At 67.6% G+C, this 16,904-nt stretch carries 16 protein-coding genes; 13 read left to right on the forward strand and 3 right to left on the reverse strand.

Annotated features, from left to right (window positions below):
- Window positions 1-2 precede the first annotated feature (2 nt).
- Genes AC30PD_RS12965 through AC30PD_RS12975 form a run of 3 tightly spaced genes read right to left on the reverse strand, consistent with a single transcriptional unit; the run spans window position 3 to window position 4,222 of the window.
- Window positions 3-1,517 (reverse strand): NAD(P)H-hydrate dehydratase, encoded by a 1,515-nt coding sequence (locus tag AC30PD_RS12965; RefSeq protein WP_489536064.1) that lies wholly within the window; start codon window positions 1,515-1,517, stop codon window positions 3-5.
- Between the two features lie 2 nt (window positions 1,518-1,519).
- On the reverse strand, window positions 1,520-2,860 hold the full coding sequence (locus AC30PD_RS12970; RefSeq protein ID WP_489536065.1) for an FAD-dependent oxidoreductase: 1,341 nt from the start codon (window positions 2,858-2,860) through the stop codon (window positions 1,520-1,522).
- A 6-nt stretch (window positions 2,861-2,866) separates the two neighbouring features.
- Window positions 2,867-4,222 (reverse strand): amidase, encoded by a 1,356-nt coding sequence (locus AC30PD_RS12975; RefSeq protein WP_489536066.1) that lies wholly within the window; start codon window positions 4,220-4,222, stop codon window positions 2,867-2,869.
- Between the two features lie 144 nt (window positions 4,223-4,366).
- Here AC30PD_RS12975 and rpsB point away from each other — a divergent pair, with 144 nt between their 5' ends.
- The 13 genes from rpsB to lpxA all read left to right on the forward strand — a co-directional run bounded on the left by rpsB (window position 4,367) and on the right by lpxA (window position 16,899).
- Window positions 4,367-5,113 (forward strand): 30S ribosomal protein S2, encoded by a 747-nt coding sequence (rpsB, locus tag AC30PD_RS12980; protein ID WP_489536067.1) that lies wholly within the window; start codon window positions 4,367-4,369, stop codon window positions 5,111-5,113.
- Window positions 5,114-5,246: 133 nt separating this feature from the next.
- The gene (gene tsf / locus AC30PD_RS12985; protein ID WP_489536068.1) at window positions 5,247-6,164 is read left to right on the forward strand and encodes a translation elongation factor Ts; all 918 of its coding nucleotides are present in this window, start codon (window positions 5,247-5,249) and stop codon (window positions 6,162-6,164) included.
- Between the two features lie 97 nt (window positions 6,165-6,261).
- On the forward strand, window positions 6,262-6,972 hold the full coding sequence (pyrH, locus tag AC30PD_RS12990; RefSeq protein WP_489536069.1) for a UMP kinase: 711 nt from the start codon (window positions 6,262-6,264) through the stop codon (window positions 6,970-6,972).
- A 12-nt stretch (window positions 6,973-6,984) separates the two neighbouring features.
- Window positions 6,985-7,545: a ribosome recycling factor gene (frr, locus tag AC30PD_RS12995; RefSeq protein ID WP_489536070.1), complete on the forward strand. Its 561-nt coding sequence runs from the start codon at window positions 6,985-6,987 to the stop codon at window positions 7,543-7,545.
- 13 nt (window positions 7,546-7,558) lie between these two features.
- A complete protein-coding gene (gene uppS / locus AC30PD_RS13000) occupies window positions 7,559-8,329 on the forward strand; it encodes a polyprenyl diphosphate synthase (protein WP_489536071.1) in 771 nt (256 codons plus the stop codon).
- A 2-nt stretch (window positions 8,330-8,331) separates the two neighbouring features.
- Window positions 8,332-9,168, forward strand: coding sequence for a phosphatidate cytidylyltransferase (locus AC30PD_RS13005; RefSeq protein WP_489536072.1), 837 nt, complete (start codon window positions 8,332-8,334; stop codon window positions 9,166-9,168).
- Window positions 9,165-10,370 (forward strand): 1-deoxy-D-xylulose-5-phosphate reductoisomerase, encoded by a 1,206-nt coding sequence (ispC, locus tag AC30PD_RS13010; protein WP_489536073.1) that lies wholly within the window; start codon window positions 9,165-9,167, stop codon window positions 10,368-10,370. Before AC30PD_RS13005 ends, ispC begins: the two co-directional genes overlap by 4 nt.
- Window positions 10,367-11,737, forward strand: coding sequence for an RIP metalloprotease RseP (gene rseP / locus AC30PD_RS13015; protein WP_489536074.1), 1,371 nt, complete (start codon window positions 10,367-10,369; stop codon window positions 11,735-11,737). Before ispC ends, rseP begins: the two co-directional genes overlap by 4 nt.
- An 8-nt stretch (window positions 11,738-11,745) precedes the next feature.
- Window positions 11,746-14,052 carry an outer membrane protein assembly factor BamA gene (gene bamA, locus AC30PD_RS13020; RefSeq protein WP_489536075.1) on the forward strand — a complete coding sequence of 769 codons (2,307 nt, stop codon included), beginning with the start codon at window positions 11,746-11,748 and terminating at the stop codon, window positions 14,050-14,052.
- Complete coding sequence (locus AC30PD_RS13025) at window positions 14,052-14,582, forward strand: OmpH/Skp family outer membrane protein (RefSeq protein WP_489536076.1); 531 nt, start codon at window positions 14,052-14,054, stop codon at window positions 14,580-14,582. The genes bamA and AC30PD_RS13025 overlap by 1 nt, the downstream gene beginning before the upstream one ends.
- 8 nt (window positions 14,583-14,590) lie before the next feature.
- Window positions 14,591-15,652 carry a UDP-3-O-(3-hydroxymyristoyl)glucosamine N-acyltransferase gene (lpxD, locus tag AC30PD_RS13030; RefSeq protein WP_489536077.1) on the forward strand — a complete coding sequence of 354 codons (1,062 nt, stop codon included), beginning with the start codon at window positions 14,591-14,593 and terminating at the stop codon, window positions 15,650-15,652.
- A 2-nt stretch (window positions 15,653-15,654) separates the two neighbouring features.
- Window positions 15,655-16,092, forward strand: coding sequence for a 3-hydroxyacyl-ACP dehydratase FabZ (gene fabZ, locus AC30PD_RS13035; protein ID WP_489536078.1), 438 nt, complete (start codon window positions 15,655-15,657; stop codon window positions 16,090-16,092).
- An 18-nt stretch (window positions 16,093-16,110) separates the two neighbouring features.
- Entirely contained in the window at window positions 16,111-16,899 is a 789-nt protein-coding gene (gene lpxA / locus AC30PD_RS13040; protein ID WP_489536079.1) for an acyl-ACP--UDP-N-acetylglucosamine O-acyltransferase, read from the forward strand.
- The last annotated feature ends 5 nt before the right edge of the window (window positions 16,900-16,904 follow it).

Below are 16,904 nucleotides of genomic sequence, written 5' to 3' on the forward strand. Positions count from 1 at the left end.
GTTCAGCCGCTGCGGCGGTAGAGCGTTTCGATCAGGTCGCCGGCGCGCATCGGCCCGAGTGCGTGCGGGTGCGCTGCGGCGCCGTGCTCTGCCGCGGCCCGAACCGCCACCTCGAACGGGTCGCCCGCGGCGTCGTGCGCCCAGCGCCCACCCAGCCAGCCGGCCAGCACATCGCCGGTGCCGGCCGTCGCCAACGAAGCATTGCCGCTCGAGTTGATGCGCGAGACGCGCGCCGGCGCAGCGACGATGCTGCCCGAACCCTTGAGCACCACGGTGCACTGAAAGCGGTCGGCCAGCGTGCGTGCGGCCGACAGCCGGTCGGCCTGCACTTGGGCCGTGGTGCCGGCGAGCAGGCGTGCGGCTTCGAGGGGGTGCGGCGTGAGCACCGTGCCGGCGTGGCGGCGGGCGCGTGCGATCAGCAGCCTCTGCAGAGACGGGTCGGCAGCGATGGCGTTGAGCGCGTCGGCGTCGAGCACCAGCCGCGGGGCCAGGCTCAGCAGGCGGGGCAGCGGTGTGCGCACCGCGTCGCCGCCGCCACAACCGCAGACGACGGTCGTTTGGGCGAGCGTGCCCGCCGCGCCCAGCGCCCAACCGTGGCGGAACATCAACTCCGGGCGCTGCGTGTCCAGGTTCAGGCCCGGTGCTTCGTCACCGAGCATGTCGACGAAGACCCTGCCGGCGCCGGCCGCCAGCGCTGCACGTGCCGCGAGCAGGGCTGCGCCCGCCATGCCGGGCGCGCCGCCGACCACGGCCACGTCGCCGAAGCTGCCTTTGTGTTGTGCATGGCGACGCGTGTTGGCCGGCAAGACGCCTGGCTCGCTGGCCGACAGCCAGGCGGCGGGGCTGTCGGCCCCGGTGTCCACACCGAGCCCGTCGAACCACACGGTGCCGGCATGGTCACGGCCGGCGCCGGTGAACAGGCCGGGTTTGAGCGTCAGCAAGCTCAGGGTGTGCGCAGCCACCACGCAGCTGTCGCCGAGCGGCTGACCCGTGCCGGCGTGAAGGCCTGATGGCACATCGACCGCCAGCACCGGGCAGGCGAGGGCGTTGAGCTGGCGGACCGAGTCGGCGATGGCCCCTTGCGGTGGGCGGCTGGCGCCGATGCCGAGCAGGGCGTCGATGGCAATGTCGTGCTTGCCGAGCGTGGCCACGAAGGTGGACTCGCCGGCTGGCACGACGATGTGCGCACCGGCCGCCTGCGCGCGCGCAAACGCCTCGCGGGCATCGTCGGGCAGCGCCGCGGCGTCGGCGTACAAGGCGACCTCGACCTGCCTGCCAGCGCGGCACAAACAGACGGCCGCTTCGAGATCGTCGCCGCCGTTGTTGCCGGGGCCCGCCGCCACCCAGACCCGTTGCGCGTGCGGCGCCAGGGCGAGTGCCAGCCGCGCCACGGCTTCGCCAGCGCGTGCCATCAGGGCATGCGGCGGCAGGCCGACCCGCTCGCGAAGTTCGATGTGCTGGGTACCTGCCGCGTCGAACAGCGGCCACTCGGCCGTCGAGGGAAGAACCCGCTGCATGCTCAGCCCTTCAGCCGCGCGAGCCCCAGGCCTTCGGCGTCGATGGCGGGTGGGCGGCCGGCGACGGCGTCGGCCAGCAAACGCGCCGAGCCACACGACAGTGCCCAGCCGCTGGAGCCGTGGCCGAGGTTGAGCCAGACGCCGTCGATGCCGCTGGCCCCGAGCACCGGCGGGCCGTCGGGAAGCATCGGTCGGGCGCCTTTCCAGCGCTGTTCGTGGCTGAGCCGGGCGACCCCGGGGAACCAGTCGTGCAGGACCTTGTACAGGGTGGCCAGCGCGGCCTTGTTGTGCTGGCGCGCCGAGCCGCCGATCTCGGCGCTGCCGGCCACGCGCACTCGCGCGCCGAGGCGGCTGATCGCAACCTTGAAACGTTCGTCCATCAGGGCCGAGCGCGGCCCCTGCTCGGGGTGGGTTTCGGCGTGGCGCAGCGGCGCCGTGACCGAATAACCATGCACCGCCTGCAGCGGCAGGTGCAGGCCGAGCGGGCGCATCAAGGCCGGTGCGCCCAGCGCGTTGCAGACCACGACCGCGTCGAAAGGCTCCGAGTCGGCCTCGGCGGCAAGGGGTTGCGTGTCGCCGCCGGGGCGGGTGTCTTCACCCTGAACGACGAAGCGCGAGGGCTCGGGCGAAACGTTGGTGTGGACCACCTTCGGCTCGGGACCGGCGATGATCCGGCCCACCTGCGTGTTGAAGCGGAACGACACGCCGACCCGTTGTGCTTCGGCGCGCAGCAGGTAGGCGAACTGGCGGCAGTTGCCGACTTCGTCGTCGGGCAGGTGGATGCCGGCGTGCAGCGGCATGTCGGGGTTGAGGCCAGGTTCGACACGCCGGCACTGCGCTGCGTCGAGTGTCTCGAAGCGCGTGTTGAGCTCCTTGAGCGATGCGAGGCCGGCCTGCGCCATCTTCAGGTCCTTGGCCGTGCGCAGCAGCACCAGGTAGCCCTCGCCGCGCTCGTAGTCGAGCTTCATGTCGCTCGTGAGCGCGTGCAGCCGCTCGCGGCTGTAGCCGGCCAAGCGCTGCATGCGCAGGCGGTTGGCCTGGTAGGTGCGTGTGCGGCAGGCGCGCCACCACTTCCACAGCCAGCCGATGGTGGCCGGGTTCAGGGTTGGGTGTAGCCGCACCGGGCTGTGCTGGCTGAACAGGTGGCCGAGCACCTTGGTCGGCATGCCGGGCGCGGCCCAGGGCGTGACGTAGCCCGGCGCGATCACCCCAGCGTTGGCGAAGCTGGTCTCGGCGGCGACCGTGCCGCAGCGCTCGAAGACGGTGACTTCGTGGCCGTCGCGACCGAGTTCGTAGGCGGTGGTCACGCCGATGATGCCGGCGCCGATGACTGCGATGCGCATGGGGCTTCAGGCGCGCGCCGAAGCGAGCGCGGATTCGATGGCGAGCGACACGTCGAGCACCACGTCGTCCTGCAAGGCGCCGCTCCAGATCATTAGCCCGACTGGCCATTCACCGGCCCGATGGCAGGGCAGCGAGAGCGCGCAGCCGTCGAGCAGGTTCACGATCGAAGGGTTGCGCAACAGCAAGGCGTTGGTGGCGAAAAAAGCGCGGTCGTCGGCCAGCAAGGGCGCGATCGGGGGCGCCACGCAGGGCACGGTGGGGCTCAGCATCGCGTCGAAACCACGCATCGCGAGTTGCATGCGCTGGATCCAGTCGCGACGCGCACTCAGCAGGTCGACGTAGTCGGCCGCGCTCATCGATTCACCGCGCCGGATGCGCAGGGCCACGCGCGGGTCGTACTCGCGCTCGCGGTCGGCGAGCAGCTGGCGGTGCCAGGCCCAGCTTTCGGCGGCCGAGAAGCCGCCGCTGGCGTTGATGCCGGGCACGTCGGCGAGCGGCGCCAGGGTGATCTCTTCGATCCGGGCGCCGGCCCGGCGGAGCGCGCCGATGCTGCGCTGGAAGGTGTTCGCCACGACAGGGTCGAGCGCGTCGAGCATCGTGTGCGTCGGAACGGCCAGGCGCAGCGCCGCCAGCGGCCGCCCGGCGAGCGCGACCGTGCGGTCGGCGAGCACTTCGTGCAGCAGCACGGCGTCGCGCACCGAAAGCGTGATCGCACAGGCGGTGTCGAGCGTGGTCGAGAGCGGCACGGCGCCCGCGGTGGGCGTCAGGCGTGCGGTGTTCTTGAACCCGACCAGGCCTTGCAGCGCGGCGGGAATGCGGATCGAGCCGCCGGTGTCGGAGCCGAGCGCCGCCCAGGCGGCACCGCCCGCCACCGACACACCACCGCCCGACGTCGAACCACCGGGTATGCGCGGCTCGGCATCAAGCAAGGCGGTCGCCGGGTTGGCCGGCGTGCCGTGGTGCGGGTTGATGCCGACGCCGGAAAAGGCGAACTCCGACAGGTTGGTGCGGGCGAGCAGTGCTGCGCCGGCACGGCGCAAGCGAGCCACCGCAGGGCAGTCGGCCGTCGCCGGCGGTCTGCCGGCCAGCACTTTCGAGCCGGCGGTGGTGACTTCGCCCTGCACGTCGAACAGGTCCTTCACCGTCACCGCCAGGCCGGCGAGCAAGGGCACGGGGCCGCCTGCCGCGCGTAGCGAGTCCACAGCCGAGGCGGTGGCAGCGGCCGTGGCAGCAGGCAGGCCGATGAAAGCGTGTTGCAAAGCGGTGGCGTTCGCGGCGGCGATCGACGCCGCCAGCGCAGCGCCGGCGTCGAGCGCGCCTCGTTCGATCAGGGTGCGTGTGCCGGTCAGGTCTTGAGTCATGAGGGTGCTATAATCGAGCGGCTTGACTGGGTGCGTCGCACTTGGCAAGCCACTCGCGAACCGGCTATTTGAAGGTGTCGCTGCCGTCGAAGAACCGACGGTGGCGATTCAGGCCGGATTCTAGAACCAACCTTTGGAGTCTCAATGACGATCACCATGCGTGAAATGCTGGAGGCCGGTGTGCACTTCGGCCACCAGACCCGCTTCTGGAACCCCAAGATGGCCCCGTACATCTACGGCCATCGCAACAAGATCCACATCATCAACCTCGAGAAGACGCAACCGCTCTTCAACGACGCGATGAAGTTCGTGCGCCAGCTCGCTGCGAAGCGCGGCACGATCCTGATGATCGGCACCAAGCGCCAGGCGCGCGAAGTGATCGCAGCCGAAGCGCGCCGCGCCGGCATGCCTTTCGTCGACCAGCGCTGGCTCGGCGGCATGATGACCAACTTCAAGACCGTGAAGGGCTCGCTCAAGCGCCTGAAGGACATGAAGGCGCAGGTCGAGGCCGGCACCGAGATCCGCATCAAGAAGGAAGCGCTGATGTTCGAGCGTGACCTGGCCAAGCTCGAGAAGGACATTGGCGGCATCCAGGACATGAACGCCTTGCCCGACGCGATGTTCGTGATCGACGTGGGTTACCACAAGATCGCCATCCTCGAAGCCCGCAAGCTCGGCATTCCGATCATCGGCGTCGTCGACTCGAACCACTCGCCCGAAGGCATCGATTACGTGATCCCGGGCAACGACGACTCGTCCAAGGCCGTGGCGCTGTACGCCCGTGCCGTGGCCGACGCCGTTCTCGAAGGCAAGGCCAACGCCACGAATGAAGTGGTGCAGGCCGCCGCCGCCGAGGGCGACGAATTCGTCGAAGTCAACGAAGCCGCTTGAACGCTTCGCCCCGCGGCTGAAACGCTGACGCCGGGCGCACAAGAAAGGGGCTGCGAAGCCCCTTTTTTTCCAACGACACACTGAACTCGAAACGCCGCAAGTGAGGCGCTTCGAACCCAACGGAGAACTGAAGATGGCTGCAATCACTGCAAGCATGGTCGGCGAACTGCGCGCCAAGACCGATGCCCCGATGATGGAGTGCAAGAAGGCGCTGACCGAGGCCGAAGGCGACATGGACCGCGCTGAAGAACTGCTGCGCGTCAAGCTCGGCAGCAAGGCCGGCAAGGCGGCGTCGCGCATCACCGCCGAAGGCGTGATCGTGTCGGCGGTGGTGGGTGGCGCCGGTGCACTCGTCGAAGTCAACTGCGAAACCGACTTCACGTCGAAGAACGACATGTTCCTGGCGATGGCCAACGCCTGCGCCCGCCTCGTGGCCGAGAAGAACCCGGCCGACGTGGCTGCGCTGTCGGCGCTGCCGTACACGCAAGACGGCTACGGCCCGACGCTCGAAGACGTGCGCAAGGGCCTGATCGGCACCATCGGCGAAAACATGTCGATCCGCCGCTTCAAGCGCTACGAAGGCGCCAAGCTCGCGAGCTACCTGCACGGCACGCGCATCGGCGTGATGGTCGAGTTCGAAGGCGACGACGTCGCGGCGAAAGACGTGGCGATGCACGTGGCGGCCATGAAGCCGGTCGCGCTGTCGTCGGCCGACGTGCCCGCCAAGCTGATCGAGACCGAGCGCAAGATCGCGACTGAAAAGGCGGCCGAAGACGCCGAGAAGGCCAAGGCCGAGGGCAAGACGCCCCAGTCGGCCGAAATCGTCACCAAGCGTGTCGAAGGCTCGGTGCAGAAATACCTGAAGGAAGTGAGCCTGTTCAACCAGGCTTTCGTGAAGAACGACAAGCAGACCGTCGAGCAGATGCTGAAAGAGCGCGCCACGCAGATCAAGGGCTTCACCTTGTACGTGGTGGGTGAAGGCATCGAGAAGAAGGTCGACGACTTCGCGGCCGAAGTCGCGGCTCAGGTGGCAGCGGCCAAGAAGGACTAGGTAGGGGGGACGGGCCCGCAGGACTCCGCGGGTTCCGATTTAGACTCTGCCGCGCGCCACGAGCGCCCACACGCACTGCAACCCTGGAGTCCGACCCATGGCCGCTTACAAGCGCATCCTGCTGAAACTTTCCGGCGAAGCCCTGATGGGCGACGATGCCTATGGCATCAACCGTGCCACCATCGTGCGCATGGTGCGCGAGGTGCAGGAAGTGACCCAGCTCGGTTGCGAAGTGGCCGTGGTGATCGGCGGCGGCAACATCTTTCGCGGTGTGGCCGGTGGGTCGGTCGGGATGGACCGCGCCACGGCCGACTACATGGGCATGCTGGCGACCGTGATGAACGCGCTGGCGCTGGCCGATACGATGCGCCAGGAAGGCATGACGGCGCGGGTGATGTCGGCCATCGGCATCGAACAGGTCGTCGAACCGTACGTGCGGCCGAAGGCGCTTCAATACCTCGAAGAAGGCAAGATCGTGATCTTCGCCGCCGGCACCGGCAACCCGTTCTTCACGACCGACACCGCCGCCGCGCTGCGCGGTGCCGAGATCGGCGCGCAGATCGTGCTGAAGGCGACCAAGGTCGACGGCGTGTACACCGCCGACCCGAAGAAAGACCCGAGCGCGACCCGTTATTCGCAGGTCTCGTTCGACGAAGCCATCGCGAAGAACCTGCAGGTTCTGGACGCGACCGCTTTCGCGCTGTGCCGCGACCAGAAACTGCCCATCCGCGTGTTCAGTATCTTCAAGCCCGGTGCCCTCAAGCGTGTGGTGCTCGGTGAAGACGAAGGCACGCTGGTTCACGTCTGAAAGAGAGCCGCCATGAGCATTGCCGATATCAAGAAGAACGCCGAAGCGAAGATGGTTCGTTCCATCGAAGCCTTGAAGAACGAGTTGCAGAAGATCCGCACCGGCCGGGCTCACCCCGGTATCCTCGATCAGGTGCAACTCGACTACTACGGCTCGATGGTGCCGATCAGCCAGGTCGCCAACGTCACGCTGCTCGACGCCCGCACGATCAGCGTGCAGCCCTGGGAAAAGGGCATGGGCGCGAAGATCGAGAAGGCGATCCGCGAGTCCGATCTCGGCCTGAACCCGGCCTCGCAGGGCGACCTGATCCGTGTACCGATGCCGGCGTTGACCGAAGAGCGCCGCCGCGAGCTGACCAAGGTGGTGCGCAACGCCGGAGAAGACGCCAAGGTCGCGGTGCGCAACCTGCGCCGCGACGCCAACGACCATGCCAAGCGCCTGCTCAAGGACAAGGAAATCTCTGAAGACGAAGAGCGCCGTTCGCTCGACGAGCTGCAGAAACTGACCGACCGCTACATTGCCGAGATCGACCGTTTGGTCACGGGCAAGGAAGCTGAGATCATGGCGGTTTGAGCTGGCTCCAGGCGTGACCGATTTTTCTGCTTCCACGGCCCCTGTGCCGCGCCACGTCGCCATCGTCATGGATGGCAACGGCCGCTGGGCCAAGAAGCGTTTCATGCCGCGCTTCTTCGGCCACAAGCAAGGCGTCGATGCCTTGGTGCGCACCGTGCTTTCCTGCGCCGATCGCGGCATCGAATACTTGACGGTGTTCGCGTTCTCGTCCGAGAACTGGAAACGCCCGACCGAAGAAGTCTCGGGCCTGATGGGGCTGGTGCTGGTGGCCGTTGCCAAGTACCTCGGCAAACTCGCCAGCCACGGCGTGCGCATCCGGATCGTCGGTGACCGCAGCCAGGTCTCCGACAAGCTGCGGCAGGCTTGGGAGCAGGCCGAGTCGAGCACGGCGCACAACACCCGCATCACGCTCTCGGTGGCGTTCAACTACGGCGGGCGCTGGGACATCGTGCAGGCCTGCCGGCAGGCGATGGCGGCCGGTGTGGCGCCGAGCGATCTCGACGAGGCCGCGCTCAATCGCTACATGGCGCTGAGCCATGCGCCCGACCCCGACCTGTTCATCCGCACGGGCGGCGAAGTGCGCATCAGCAACTTCCTGCTCTGGCAGGCGGCCTACGCCGAGCTGGTGTTCAGCGATTGCCTGTGGCCCGAGTTCGGCGATGCCGAACTCGACGCGGCCCTGGCCGAATACGCGCGCCGCGACCGCCGCTTCGGCGCCGTCGACAGCGGTGCCGCCACCACCCGCGGCGCCGACGCGAACGCCGCCGCGCTGGGCGGAAGCTGACGATGCTCAAGCAGCGTGTCATCACCGCGCTGGTCCTGATGGCGTTCTTGTTGCCGGCGCTGTTCGCCGCGTCGGCCTGGCCGTTCGCGCTGCTGTCGCTGGTGCTGATGGCCGCGGCGGGCTGGGAATGGGGCCGTCTCAACGGCGCCGGCGCGGCGTCGGTGCCGATGGGCCTGCTGCTTGCCGTGCTGTGCGCTGCGGCGCTGTGGGCCGGCTGGGCGGCGGCTCCACCGGCGCTGGTGTGGTGGGCGGCCACCGCCGTCTGGGTGCTGGGCGGTGCCTTCGTGCTGCGCGGTGGGCCGGCGGCCTGGCCGTTGGTTCCGCGCGCGCTGCGCTGGGCCGGCGGGCTCGCGCTGCTGTGGACCGCCTGGCTCGCGCTGGCCCATGCCAAGAGCCTGGGCATCAACTTCATCCTGTCGGTGTTCTGCCTCGTGTGGGCGGCCGACATCGCGGCCTACTTCGGCGGGCGCGCCTTCGGCAAACGCAAGCTCGCGCCCGCCATCAGCCCCGGCAAGAGCTGGGAAGGGGTGTGGAGCGGCATGGCGGGCGCCCTCGTTCTGGCCGGGCTCTGGTTGCTGGCCGATGGCGCCTGGCTGATGGATTCGGCCAGTCTCTACACCCTGGTCGCGGCACGTTTCAGCCTGGCAGGGCTGGCGCTCGTGGTCGTGTTCCTCGCCGCCATGAGCGTGGTCGGCGACCTGTTCGAATCACTCGTCAAACGCAGCGCCGGCGCCAAGGACAGCAGCGGCCTGTTGCCCGGGCACGGCGGCGTGCTCGACCGGGTCGATGCCCTGTTGCCGGCGTTCCCGCTGGCTTTGGCCTGGGTGTCGCTGACATGAACGCCGCAAGCGCGTCGGCACGGCAGCGGGTCTGCATCCTCGGCGCCACCGGCTCGGTCGGCACCAGCACGCTCGACGTGATCGTCCGGCACCCCGAACGTTTCGAGGTGTTTGCGCTCACGGCCCACAGCCGCGTCGACGAACTTTTTCAGCAGTGCGTGACCTGGAAGCCGCGCTTCGCGGTGCTGCCCCAAGCCGCACAGGCACGCGCGCTGCGCGAGCGCCTGAAGGCCCACGGTGTGGCCACAGACGTGCTGGCCGGCCCTGAAGCGCTGTGCGAGCTCGCGGCGCACCCTGAAGTCGATTCGGTGATGGCGGCGATCGTCGGCGCGGCAGGTCTGGCGCCTTGCCTGGCCGCGGCCGCCGCCGGCAAGCGCCTGCTGCTCGCCAACAAGGAAGCGCTGGTGGTGGGCGGTGCGCTTTTCATGCAGGCGGTGAAGCGCGGCGGCGCCACGCTGTTGCCGATCGACAGCGAACACTCGGCGATCTTCCAGTGCCTGCCCGAAGACCGCAGCGCCTGGGCTTCGCGCATCGACCACATCCTGCTCACCGCGTCGGGCGGGCCGTTCCGCACCCGCGACCCGGCGACGCTGAAAGACGTGACCCCCGACCAGGCCTGCGCGCACCCGAACTGGGTGATGGGCCGCAAGATCTCGGTCGACTCGGCCACCATGATGAACAAGGCGCTCGAAGTGATCGAAGCGCGCTGGTTGTTCGAGCTGACGCCGGAGCAGATCCGCGTCGTGATCCACCCGCAGAGCATCGTGCACTCCATGGTCGTGTGCCGCGACAACTCGGTGCTCGCCCAGCTCGGCACACCCGACATGCGCGTGCCGATCGCCTACGGCCTGTCTTTCCCCGAGCGCATCGAGTCGGGTGCCGGTCAGCTCGACTTCGGCCGGCTCGCGGCGCTGAGCTTCGAGCCACCCGATCACGCGCGTTACCCCGGCTTGGCACTGGCCTGGGAAACTTTACGTGGCCCGCAAGGGAGCACCACGGTCCTGAACGCGGCGAATGAAGTGGCGGTCGCCGCCTTCCTGGCGGGAACCATTCGCTTCGATCAGATTCACAGCGTCAACGCCCGAATGATCGAGCGTGTCATCGTGCAGTCCGGCGCCTGCGACGGGGTCGAGGCACTGATCGAACTCGACGCACGAACCCGCACCGAAGCACAGCAGTTCGTCCAGGGCCTGTCGGCATGATCATCACCGTATTGGCCTTTATCCTCACGCTCGGCGTGCTGATCGTGATCCACGAGTACGGCCACTACCGCGTGGCGGTCGCCTGTGGCGTGAAGGTGCTGCGCTTCTCGGTCGGCTTCGGCCGCGTGATCCTGCGCCGCCAGGCCACGCCCGAAAGCACCGAGTTCGTGCTCTGCGCCTTGCCGCTCGGCGGTTACGTGAAGATGCTCGACGAGCGCGAAGGCGCGGTCGCCGCCAGCGAGCTCGGCCGCAGCTTCAACCGCAAGCCCTTGTGGCAACGAACCGCCATCGTGGCCGCCGGGCCCGTCGCCAACCTGCTGCTGGCGGTGCTGCTCTATGCCGCGGCGCACTGGATCGGCATCGACGAGCCGAAGGCCGTGCTCGGCCCGCCTGCCGCGGCCAGCGTGGCCGAGCGCGCCGGCCTGAAGGCGGGCGACTGGGTGCGGGCCTGGTCGGCCGACGGCGCCGAGTGGCACGACCTGCGCTCGATGACCGACCTGCGCTGGGAGATGACCCAGGCCGTGATGCGCGGCGAGCGCCTGCAGTTGATGGTCAGCGACCGCGACGGCCGTGGCCAGCGCCGCACGACGCTCGCGCTCGACACGCTCGTGTCGAGCGAGGTCGACGCCAAGCTGATGCAACGCATCGGCGTCGGCAGCGTGTTCAGTGAGCCGGTGATCGGCAAGGTCACCGAAGGCGGCCCCGCCGGCAAGGCCGGCCTGCGCGTCGGTGACCGCGTGCTCACGATCGATGCCCACACCATCGGCGACGCCACGCGGGTGCGCGACCTGATCCGCGCCAGCGGGAATACCGGCCTGCCGCAACCGATGCTGTGGCGCGTCGAGCGTGCCGGCCAGGTGATGGAGTTCAGCATCACGCCGACGGTGGTGGCAGAGGGCGGCGAGCGCTTCGGCCGCATCGGCGTCTACCCTGGCCAGCCGCCCGAGATGGTGACGGTGCAATACGGCGTGTTCGACGGCCTGTACCGCGCGGTCGTGCAGACCTGGCAGATGTCGGCGCTGACGCTGAAGATGCTCGGCAAGATGCTGATCGGCGAAGCCTCGCTGAAGAACCTCAGCGGGCCGTTGACCATCGCCGACTACGCCGGCCAGTCGGTGCGCCTCGGTCTGGCCTACTACCTCGGCTTTCTGGCCATCGTCAGCGTCAGTCTCGGTGTGCTGAACCTGCTGCCGCTGCCGGTGCTCGACGGTGGGCACCTGATGTATTATCTTTTCGAGGGTCTGACCGGGCGGCCTGTCTCCGAGGTGTGGCTCGACCGGCTGCAGCGTGGCGGAGTGGCCATCATGCTCATGATGATGTCCCTGGCTCTCTACAACGACGTGGCCCGCCTCCTGGGCCTGCAATGACCGACCGCATGCGACTCCCCTCCCGCTCGACTTCTCTTCGCCCCACTGTTCTTTGCATCGCGTTGGCCGCCGCTCTCCAGGCCGGCTCGGCTTGGGCCGTGGAGCCGTTCGTGCTCAAGGACATCCGGGTCGAAGGCCTGCAGCGCAGCGATGCCGGTACCGTGTTCGCGTCGCTGCCGTTCCGCATCGGCGACACCTACACCGACGACAAGGGTGCGGCCGCGTTGCGTGCGCTGTTCGCGACCGGGCTCTACAAAGACGTGCGCATCGATGTCGACGGCGCCGTGATCGTCGTCATCGTCGAAGAGCGCCCGGTGATCGCCGCGATCGAATTCGTCGGCCTGAAAGAGTTCGACAAGGACGCACTGACCAAGTCGCTGAAAGACTTCGGCATCGGTGAAGGCCAACCTTTCGACAAGGCCCTGGCCGACCGCGCCGAGCAGGAACTCAAGCGCCAGTACCTCACGCGCAGCCTGTATGGCGCCGAGGTGGTGACCACTGTCTCGCCGCAGGAACGCAACCGCGTGAACCTGAGCTTCACGGTGACCGAAGGCTCGGCCTCGAAGATCAGCGAGATCCGCATCAACGGGAACAAGGCGTTTTCCGAGGGCACGCTGAAAGACCTGTTCGACCTGAACGACGGCGCCTGGCTCAACTTCTACACCAAGGCCGACCGCTACTCGCGCGCCAAGCTCGACGCCGACCTCGAAACCCTGCGTGCCTACTACCTCGACCGCGGTTACCTCGAGTTCAACATCGAGTCGACGCAGATCGCGATCTCGCCCGACAAGCAGGACATCACGGCCACGATCAACATCAAGGAAGGCCAGCTGTACACGGTGACGGCCGTGCGGCTCGAAGGCGAGTTTCTCGGCAAGGAAGAAGACTTCAAGACGCTCGTGGCCATCAAACCCGGTGAACCCTACCGCGCTGAATCGGTGACGCAAACCACGCGGGCCATGACCGATCGGTTCGGCACCTTCGGTTATGCCTTCGCCAAGATCGAAGCCCGCCCCGACATCGACCGTGCGCGTGGCCAGGTGGTTCTCACGATCGTGGCCGAACCGCAGCGGCGTGTGTACGTGCGCCGCATCAACGTCTCGGGCAACACCCGCACGCGTGACGAAGTGGTGCGGCGCGAGTTCCGCCAGTTCGAGTCGTCGTGGTACGACGGGCGCAAGATCAAGCTCTCGCGCGACCGCGTCGACCGCCTGGGCTACTTCAGCGAAGTCACGGTCGACAGCAACGAGGTGCCCGGCACGCAAGACCAGGTCGACCTGACCATCGCCGTGAAGGAAAAGCAGACCGGCAACCTGCTGCTCGGCGCCGGTTTCTCGTCGGCCGAAAAGCTCTCGCTGAATGCCTCGATCAAGCAGGACAACGTGTTCGGCTCGGGCAACTACCTCGGCATCGAGCTCAACACCAGCAAGTACAGCCGCACGCTGGTGCTGAGCACCGTCGACCCTTACTTCACGATCGACGGTATCTCGCGCGCGATCGACATCGCCTACCGCACCCAGCGACCGCTCAACAGCCAGGGCGAGGAATACAAGCTCGTCACGCCAAGCGCGACGATCCGCTTCGGTGTGCCCTTCAGCGAATACGACACCGTGTTCTTCGGCATCGGCTTCGAGCGCACCGAGATCAAGGGAACGGCGCTGCCGAACAACTATTTTCTGTACACCGAGCAGTTCGGCAACGTCAGCAATTCCGTGCCCATCACCGTCGGCTGGGCGCGCGACAGCCGCGACAGCGCGCTGGTGCCCAACGACGGCCGCCTGTTGCGTTTCAATCTCGACTGGGGCGTGGCCGGCGATTCGCGTTACCTGCGCACCAATACGCAGTTCCAGCAGTACTTTCCGCTCTCGAAGAAATACACCTTCGGTGTGAACGCCGAGCTGGGTTGGGGCAAGGGCCTGAGTGGTCGGCCCTACCCGATCTTCAAGAACTTCTACGGCGGCGGTCTGGGTGGCGGCACGGTGCGCGGCTTCGAGCAGAACTCGCTCGGGCCGGTCGACGTGACCGGCGCCTTCATCGGCGGCAACCGGCGCGTCAACGTCAACGCCGAGCTGTACCTGCCGGTGCCGGGAACCGGCAACGACCGTACGCTGCGTTTGTTCACGTACGTCGACGCCGGCAACGTCTGGGGCGAGTTCGAGAAGGCACGATTCGGCGACCTGCGTTCGTCGGCCGGTGTCGGCCTGAGCTGGGTGTCTCCGGTGGGCCCGCTGAAGATCAGCTACGGCACGCCGATCAAGAAGCGCCCAGAAGATAGAATCCAGCGTCTTCAATTCCAGATCGGGACTGCGTTCTAATGAAAAGCTCCACGTCAAAGTCGAGTCTGCTGAAGTCGGTTGTCGGTGCGGCGCTGCTCGTCACCGCGTCGGTCGCGGCACAGGCTCAGGAACTGAAGATCGGTTACGTCAACAGCGACCGTGTGCTGCGCGAGGCCACGCTGGCCAAGGCGGCTCAGGCCAAGCTGGAGTCGGAGTTCTCGAAGCGCCAGAAAGAAGGCGACGACTCCGCCAACCGCCTGAAGGCCGCCGCCGACAAGCTCGACAAGGACGCACCCACGCTGTCCGAAAGCGAGCGCAACCGCCGCCAGCGCGAACTGGTCGACCAGGACCGCGAACTGCAGCGCAAGCGCCGCGAGTTCCAGGAAGACCTGAACCAGCGCAAGAACGAAGAACTGGCTTCGGTGGTCGAGCGTGCCAACAAGGTCATCAAGCAGATCTACGAGTCGGAAAAGTACGACCTGATCCTGCAGGAAGCGGTGTTCGCCGGCGCCCGCGTCGACATCACCGACAAGGTCATCAAGGCACTCAACGCCCAGGGCGCGAAGTGACCTGAGCCGTGGCCAATACCGCCGGTGTTGCCCTCGGCGAAATCGCCCGGCAGCTCGGTGGTGAACTGATCGGCGACGCCGCCACGCTCATCGACCGCATCGGTGCTCTTGAAAGCGCCACGCCTTCGAGCATCACCTTCTATTCGAACCCGCGCCTGCGTGCGCAGCTCGACGCCACGCGTGCCGGCTGCGTGATCGTGGGCCCTGCGACGCGTGACGCGGCCGTGGCGCGCGGCGCGGTGATCGTCACCCCCGACCCTTACCTGTATTTCGCTCGCCTCACCCAGTGGTGGGCGGCACGCACGCGGCCCGCGCCGCTGTCGGGCGTGCATGCGAGCGCGCTCGTCGACGCCTCGGCGCGGGTGGCGGCCAGTGCGGTCATCGGGCCCTTCGTCGTGATCGAAGCCGGCGCCGTGGTGGGCGACGGTGCGCAGATCGGCGCGCACAGCGTCGTGGGCGCGAATGCACACGTCGGCGTGGGCACGCGCTTCGCGCCGCGTGTGACCTTCGGTGCCGCTTGTTCGATCGGCGCGCGCGGCATCGTGCACAGCGGCGCGGTGATCGGCGCCGACGGCTTCGGCTTCGCGCCCACCGAGGGCCGCTGGGAAAAGATCGAACAACTCGGCGCCGTGCGCATTGGCGACGACGTGGAGATCGGTGCCAACACCTGCATCGACCGTGGCGCGCTCGATGACACCGTGATCGAAGACGGCGTCAAGCTCGACAACCAGATCCAGATCGGCCACAACGTGCGCATCGGTGCGCACTCGGCACTGGCGGGCTGCGTGGGTGTGGCCGGCAGCGCGGTCATCGGCAAGCACTGCACAGTGGGTGGCGCCGGCATGGTGATCGGCCACCTCGAACTGGCCGACCACGTTCACATCTCGGCCGGCTCGATGGTCATGCGCTCGATCCGCAAGCCGGGCGTCTACACCGGCGTGTTCCCCATCGACGAGAATGCGTCCTGGGAAAAGAACGCGGCCACCCTGCGCCAATTGCATTCGATGCGCGATCGCCTGCGTGCGCTGGAAAAGAGCCTGCTCGACAACAACGATACGAAGACTGCCTGACGATGGACATCCACGAAATCCTGAAGCGCCTGCCGCACCGCTACCCCTTCCTGCTGGTCGACCGTGTGCTCGAGCTCGAAAAGGGCCGGCGCATCAAGGCCCTGAAGAACGTGACGATGAACGAGCCGTATTTCGTGGGCCACTTCCCGCACCGCCCGGTGATGCCGGGCGTGATGATTCTCGAAGCGCTGGCGCAGGCCGCAGCCATCCTGGCCTTCGACGACATGGGCGTGTTCCCCGACGACAAGACGGTGTTCTATTTCGCCGGCATCGACGGCGCGCGTTTCAAGCGCCCGGTCGAACCCGGTGACCAGCTCATGCTCAACGTCACGCTCGACCGCGCCAAGGCGAGCATCGTCAAGTTCACAGCGCAGGCCACGGTCGACGGTGCGACGGCCGCCGAAGCCGAACTGCTGTGCACGATGCGCCGCATTCCCTGACAGCGGCTCGCGCACGAGATGGCCAGCATCCACCCCACGGCGATCGTCGAGGCCGGCGCCGAGCTCGATCCGTCGGTCACGGTCGGCGCCTACAGCATCGTGCGCGAGCATGTGCGCGTGGGCCGCGGCACCACAATCGGCCCGCACTGCGTGATCGAAGGCCGCACCACGATCGGCAGCGACAACCGCATCTTCCAGTTCTGCTCGATCGGTGCCGCGCCGCAAGACAAGAAGTACGCCGGTGAGCCGACCGAACTGCAGATCGGCGACCGCAACACGATCCGCGAGTTCTGCACCTTCAACACCGGCACCGCGCAAGACAGCGGCGTGACACGCGTCGGCTCCGACAACTGGATCATGGCCTACGTGCACATCGCGCACGACGTGCAGCTCGGCAACCAGACCATCCTGGCCAACAACGCCACGCTGGCCGGCCACGTGCACATGGGCGACTGGGTGATCGTGGGCGGCCTCTCGGGGGTGCACCAGTTCGTGAAGATCGGTGCGCACGCCTTCGTCGGCTTCTCGAGTGCCGTGACGCAAGACGTGCCGCCCTACATGATGGTCGACGGGAACCCGCTGGCCGTGCGCGGTTTCAACGTCGAAGGCCTGCGCCGGCGCGGCTTCGGCCCCGAGCGTCTGGCGGCCGTGAAGCAGATGCACCGCCTGCTGTACCGCAACGGTCTCACCTTCGCCGAAGCCTGTACGGCCATCACCGCTTTGGGCGCCGAGATGCCTCAAGCAGCCGGCGACGTGCACTTGATGAGCGAGTTCCTGGCGCAAGCCACCCGCGGGATCGCACGCTGAGGCCC

The organism is Rhizobacter sp., from assembly GCF_032229685.1.
Lineage (GTDB): Bacteria > Pseudomonadota > Gammaproteobacteria > Burkholderiales > Burkholderiaceae_C > LMDS01.

Excerpts from the sequence above, each read along its gene's own strand:
- pyrH (WP_489536069.1), top strand. The coding sequence starts at position 6,262 with ATGGCCGCTTACAAGCGCATCCTGCTGAAACTTTCCGGCGAAGCCCTG.
- lpxA (WP_489536079.1), top strand. The coding sequence starts at position 16,111 with ATGGCCAGCATCCACCCCACGGCGATCGTCGAGGCCGGCGCCGAGCTC.
- tsf (WP_489536068.1), top strand. The coding sequence starts at position 5,247 with ATGGCTGCAATCACTGCAAGCATGGTCGGCGAACTGCGCGCCAAGACC.
- bamA (WP_489536075.1), top strand. The coding sequence starts at position 11,746 with ATGCGACTCCCCTCCCGCTCGACTTCTCTTCGCCCCACTGTTCTTTGC.
- AC30PD_RS12975 (WP_489536066.1), bottom strand. The coding sequence starts at position 4,222 with ATGACTCAAGACCTGACCGGCACACGCACCCTGATCGAACGAGGCGCG.
- rseP (WP_489536074.1), top strand. The coding sequence starts at position 10,367 with ATGATCATCACCGTATTGGCCTTTATCCTCACGCTCGGCGTGCTGATC.
- rpsB (WP_489536067.1), top strand. The coding sequence starts at position 4,367 with ATGACGATCACCATGCGTGAAATGCTGGAGGCCGGTGTGCACTTCGGC.
- AC30PD_RS13005 (WP_489536072.1), top strand. The coding sequence starts at position 8,332 with ATGCTCAAGCAGCGTGTCATCACCGCGCTGGTCCTGATGGCGTTCTTG.
- ispC (WP_489536073.1), top strand. The coding sequence starts at position 9,165 with ATGAACGCCGCAAGCGCGTCGGCACGGCAGCGGGTCTGCATCCTCGGC.
- frr (WP_489536070.1), top strand. The coding sequence starts at position 6,985 with ATGAGCATTGCCGATATCAAGAAGAACGCCGAAGCGAAGATGGTTCGT.
- fabZ (WP_489536078.1), top strand. The coding sequence starts at position 15,655 with ATGGACATCCACGAAATCCTGAAGCGCCTGCCGCACCGCTACCCCTTC.
- AC30PD_RS12970 (WP_489536065.1), bottom strand. The coding sequence starts at position 2,860 with ATGCGCATCGCAGTCATCGGCGCCGGCATCATCGGCGTGACCACCGCC.
- AC30PD_RS13025 (WP_489536076.1), top strand. The coding sequence starts at position 14,052 with ATGAAAAGCTCCACGTCAAAGTCGAGTCTGCTGAAGTCGGTTGTCGGT.
- AC30PD_RS12965 (WP_489536064.1), bottom strand. The coding sequence starts at position 1,517 with ATGCAGCGGGTTCTTCCCTCGACGGCCGAGTGGCCGCTGTTCGACGCG.